The sequence below is a fragment of the Protofrankia sp. Cr2 genome, from assembly GCF_963555885.1.
In the GTDB taxonomy this organism is placed as follows: Bacteria; Actinomycetota; Actinomycetes; order Frankiales; family Frankiaceae; genus Protofrankia.
Genome location: NZ_CAUVXG010000020.1, coordinates 45481 through 49009 on the forward strand (window position 1 = coordinate 45481; position 3529 = coordinate 49009).

The 3529-nt window shown below is 68.1% G+C and carries 1 protein-coding gene, 2 pseudogenes and 1 CRISPR repeat array; of the genes and pseudogenes, 1 reads left to right on the forward strand and 2 read right to left on the reverse strand.

Annotated features, from left to right (window positions below; genetic code table 11):
* The first annotated feature begins 36 nt into the window (after positions 1 to 36).
* A CRISPR array of direct repeats spans positions 37 to 2139; the repeat unit is 28 nt; unit sequence GTCGGCCCCGCGCAAGCGGGGATGATCC.
* Positions 2140 to 2168: 29 nt separating this feature from the next.
* Positions 2169 to 2525, reverse strand: coding sequence for an AMP-binding enzyme (locus U9978_RS11665; RefSeq protein ID WP_322761120.1), 357 nt, complete (start codon positions 2523 to 2525; stop codon positions 2169 to 2171).
* Positions 2526 to 2842: 317 nt separating this feature from the next.
* On the opposite strand from U9978_RS11665, the pseudogene U9978_RS24020 reads away from it, so the two are divergent.
* Positions 2843 to 3040, forward strand: a pseudogene (locus tag U9978_RS24020) (MaoC/PaaZ C-terminal domain-containing protein); the annotation flags it as partial.
* 296 nt (positions 3041 to 3336) lie between these two features.
* On the opposite strand, the pseudogene U9978_RS11675 reads toward U9978_RS24020, so the two are convergent.
* Positions 3337 to 3529 (reverse strand): annotated as a pseudogene (locus U9978_RS11675) (IS5/IS1182 family transposase); the annotation flags it as partial.

Genomic DNA, 3529 nt, shown 5'->3' on the forward strand with positions numbered 1-3529 from the left:
TCCCCGTTCACAGCCGTGGCAGCGCCGGTACGGGAAGTCGGCCCCGCGCAAGCGGGGATGATCCGGGAGCAATGCCCGCACCTGGCGACGGTGGTATGTCGGCCCCGCGCAAGCGGGGATGATCCCAGTTTGGTATACACGTAGTCCGGTCCGGTGTCGTCGGCCCCGCGCAAGCGGGGATGATCCCTGCCCAGCGGTCACCGGCGCTACCGTCGGTCAGTCGGCCCCGCGCAAGCGGGGATGATCCTGAACATCAGGCTGATTCCTCCCTCTCGATGACGTCGGCCCCGCGCAAGCGGGGATGATCCCGCGATCCACGGCGACCTCGTCAACCAGGCCGTCGTCGGCCCCGCGCAAGCGGGGATGATCCACGATCGAACGCCTCAATCAGCGCAGCCTCAACGTCGGCCCCGCGCAAGCGGGGATGATCCCTCGGGAGGAGTCCGAGTGAGCCGAGATGCCGGGTCGGCCCCGCGCAAGCGGGGATGATCCATCCACCCGGCTATGGCAGCCAGGATGATCAGCGTCGGCCCCGCGCAAGCGGGGATGATCCCGCGGCTTCTGGGCACTCGCAGGACTCACCATCGTCGGCCCCGCGCAAGCGGGGATGATCCCTCGTCGCCATGGTGACCGAAGGCTGGCTGAGCGTCGGCCCCGCGCAAGCGGGGATGATCCGGACGCGCTCCATGCGGTCGCGACGTCCGCTGGGTCGGCCCCGCGCAAGCGGGGATGATCCAACTGTGACCCCGCTCGACCACGTCGACTGGCCGTCGGCCCCGCGCAAGCGGGGATGATCCTTCCAGGCCGCGCGCCGGATCCTCGAAGACCACGTCGGCCCCGCGCAAGCGGGGATGATCCGTACATCGGCCGCCTCGCTGACGAGGGAGTCATGTCGGCCCCGCGCAAGCGGGGATGATCCCGCATCCAGGCAGCTACCCGCGTCGGTGTCGCGGTCGGCCCCGCGCAAGCGGGGATGATCCCCGGGTCTGTTCACGGCAACGACCGTTGCCGGGGTCGGCCCCGCGCAAGCGGGGATGATCCTCTCGCCCGCTCCATCGCGGCGCGTATCGAGCGGTCGGCCCCGCGCAAGCGGGGATGATCCTCGCCGAGACCATTGCGTGGGCTGCGCTGGTTGGTCGGCCCCGCGCAAGCGGGGATGATCCCGAGGACTGATCCCGCGATTCCTTTTCAGTTTGGTCGGCCCCGCGCAAGCGGGGATGATCCCCACAGCGTCCGACTTCGCGTCCGAGCTGAAGGGTCGGCCCCGCGCAAGCGGGGATGATCCATGGGGCCTCGGTGACGCCCCCGTTGACCCGGGGTCGGCCCCGCGCAAGCGGGGATGATCCCCTTTTCAAGGCGATCAACCAGGGTGCCGGCGGGTCGGCCCCGCGCAAGCGGGGATGATCCTGACGAGGCCCGCGCGATCGCGCGGGAGCTTGGGTCGGCCCCGCGCAAGCGGGGATGATCCCGTCACTGTCGCTGGCTCGGTCATGACCGAGCGGTCGGCCCCGCGCAAGCGGGGATGATCCTGGGCTCTTGGCCAGCTGGAGCATGGACTCTGGGTCGGCCCCGCGCAAGCGGGGATGATCCTGCGAACTGTGTCGTGACGTACTGATGGGGGTCGTCGGCCCCGCGCAAGCGGGGATGATCCACGGAAACGCTCTACGTCCTGGGTCCTGACCAGGTCGGCCCCGCGCAAGCGGGGATGATCCTTGTGCGGGCGTACGTGTCCAGCCGATTGGCGCGTCGGCCCCGCGCAAGCGGGGATGATCCCCGGTGGCTCATCCACTACCTAATTGCGTGGATGTCGGCCCCGCGCAAGCGGGGATGATCCTCGTCATCTCCCGAGGAATCACCTATCCCGATGGTCGGCCCCGCGCAAGCGGGGATGATCCCTCGCCTACCTCGACGCACATGCCCCCGGCGCCGTCGGCCCCGCGCAAGCGGGGATGATCCCACCAGGTCGCCGAGCTCCCCCAGCGCGACAGCGTCGGCCCCGCGCGAGCGGGGATGATCCGTCGTACAGATATTCTCGACATACGTCGAACATGTCGGCCCCGCGTCAGCGGGGATGATCCGCCACCGGTACCCGGCGGAACGCTGAGATGGTGGTCGGCCCCGCGCGAGCGGGGATGGAACGACGATCAGGACGAGTGTGGCGACGGCCGCTAAAGCCTGCATGCGGCCAAGGCGATGTGCACGCTGACGCGTCGGGAACGATTTCGCGCTGTCGGCTCACGTCCAGCCAGCCGTGTTGACCGATGCGTCCTGCACGGCGCGTTCAGGGCGTCCACGATGACCACAACGCGGGGGACCTTGTAGCCGGCCAGGCTCCGTCGTACCCAGTCGCGCAGCTCCTCCTGGGTCACCGGCGGGTCGGGCCGCATGGCCACCAGCGCGGCCACCCGCTCTCCCCAGGTCGGATCGGGCACGCCGACCACGATGCAGTCGGTGACCGCGGGGTGTGTCAGCAGGGCGTTCTCCACCTCCGCCGGGTGCACCTTCTCGCCACCGGTGTTGATCACCCCGGAACCGCGACCGAGAAACCGGATCGCACCGTCGGTCTCGACCTGGGCGAGGTCAAAGCCGACGGATCACGTACCGAATCCCGCCGATCGTCCGGAAGGTCGTCGACGTCCTGCCGGCACCCTTGTAGTACCCGAGCGGCATGGGGCCGCTATAGGCGAGAATTCCCGTTTCGCCGCTGCCTGGCGTCACGTTTTGGCCATCTACAGTGAACATCTTCGTTGCGGGCACCGGGAAAAGCCGGCCCGGCAGGTCGTTGGTCGACCGGGTGATGGCGAAAGCGAAAGGTCCGCTTTCGCTGGATGCGATGGCGTCGATGATTGTCATCTCGACGCGCTCGTGGAGGGCCAGCTTGAGCCAGTCGCTGCCCGTCGGCGAGGAGCTGAGGCGAAGCGACTGGTACGAGATCACCCAGGATGCGGTGAACCAATTCGCCGACGCCACCGGAGACCACCAGTGGATCCGCGTTGACCCGCAGCAAGCTGCAGAGGGCCCGTTCGGCGGGCCGATCGCGCCCAAACAGTCCCTCACCATCACCGGCATCCCTCACGGGTCATCTGGTATCCAGCCTGCCCGCCCATCCGGGACGAAACCGGCAATCTAATGATCTTCGACTCCGGGTCTGGACTGGGTCGCAGACATCGACGGGGTCACGGTGGTCTGATCCTCAGCGACCGGAGACACTCGGGTATCACGCACGGAAGCAAGGACGCGGATGCTCTTCCCCGAAGGTCGGGATGACCCGGCGCTGGACGCCAAGCCGACAGTCACCGTCGGCGATGCAGCACTTAGAGCGACCGGCAATAGGCGTCACTTGAGACGTCGGGTGGTGGGTCGGCTGTCCCAGCGGTAGAGCGTCCGGGCATGCCGGATCAGTGCACGCACGGTGACGAAGGCTGCGGTCAAGTAGAGATAAAAATCGACGATCGCGCCGTTCTTGTCGGTGCAACGGCGGAGCTTGCCGTAGCCGTTCATCCACGCATGGGTCCGTTCCCCGACCCAA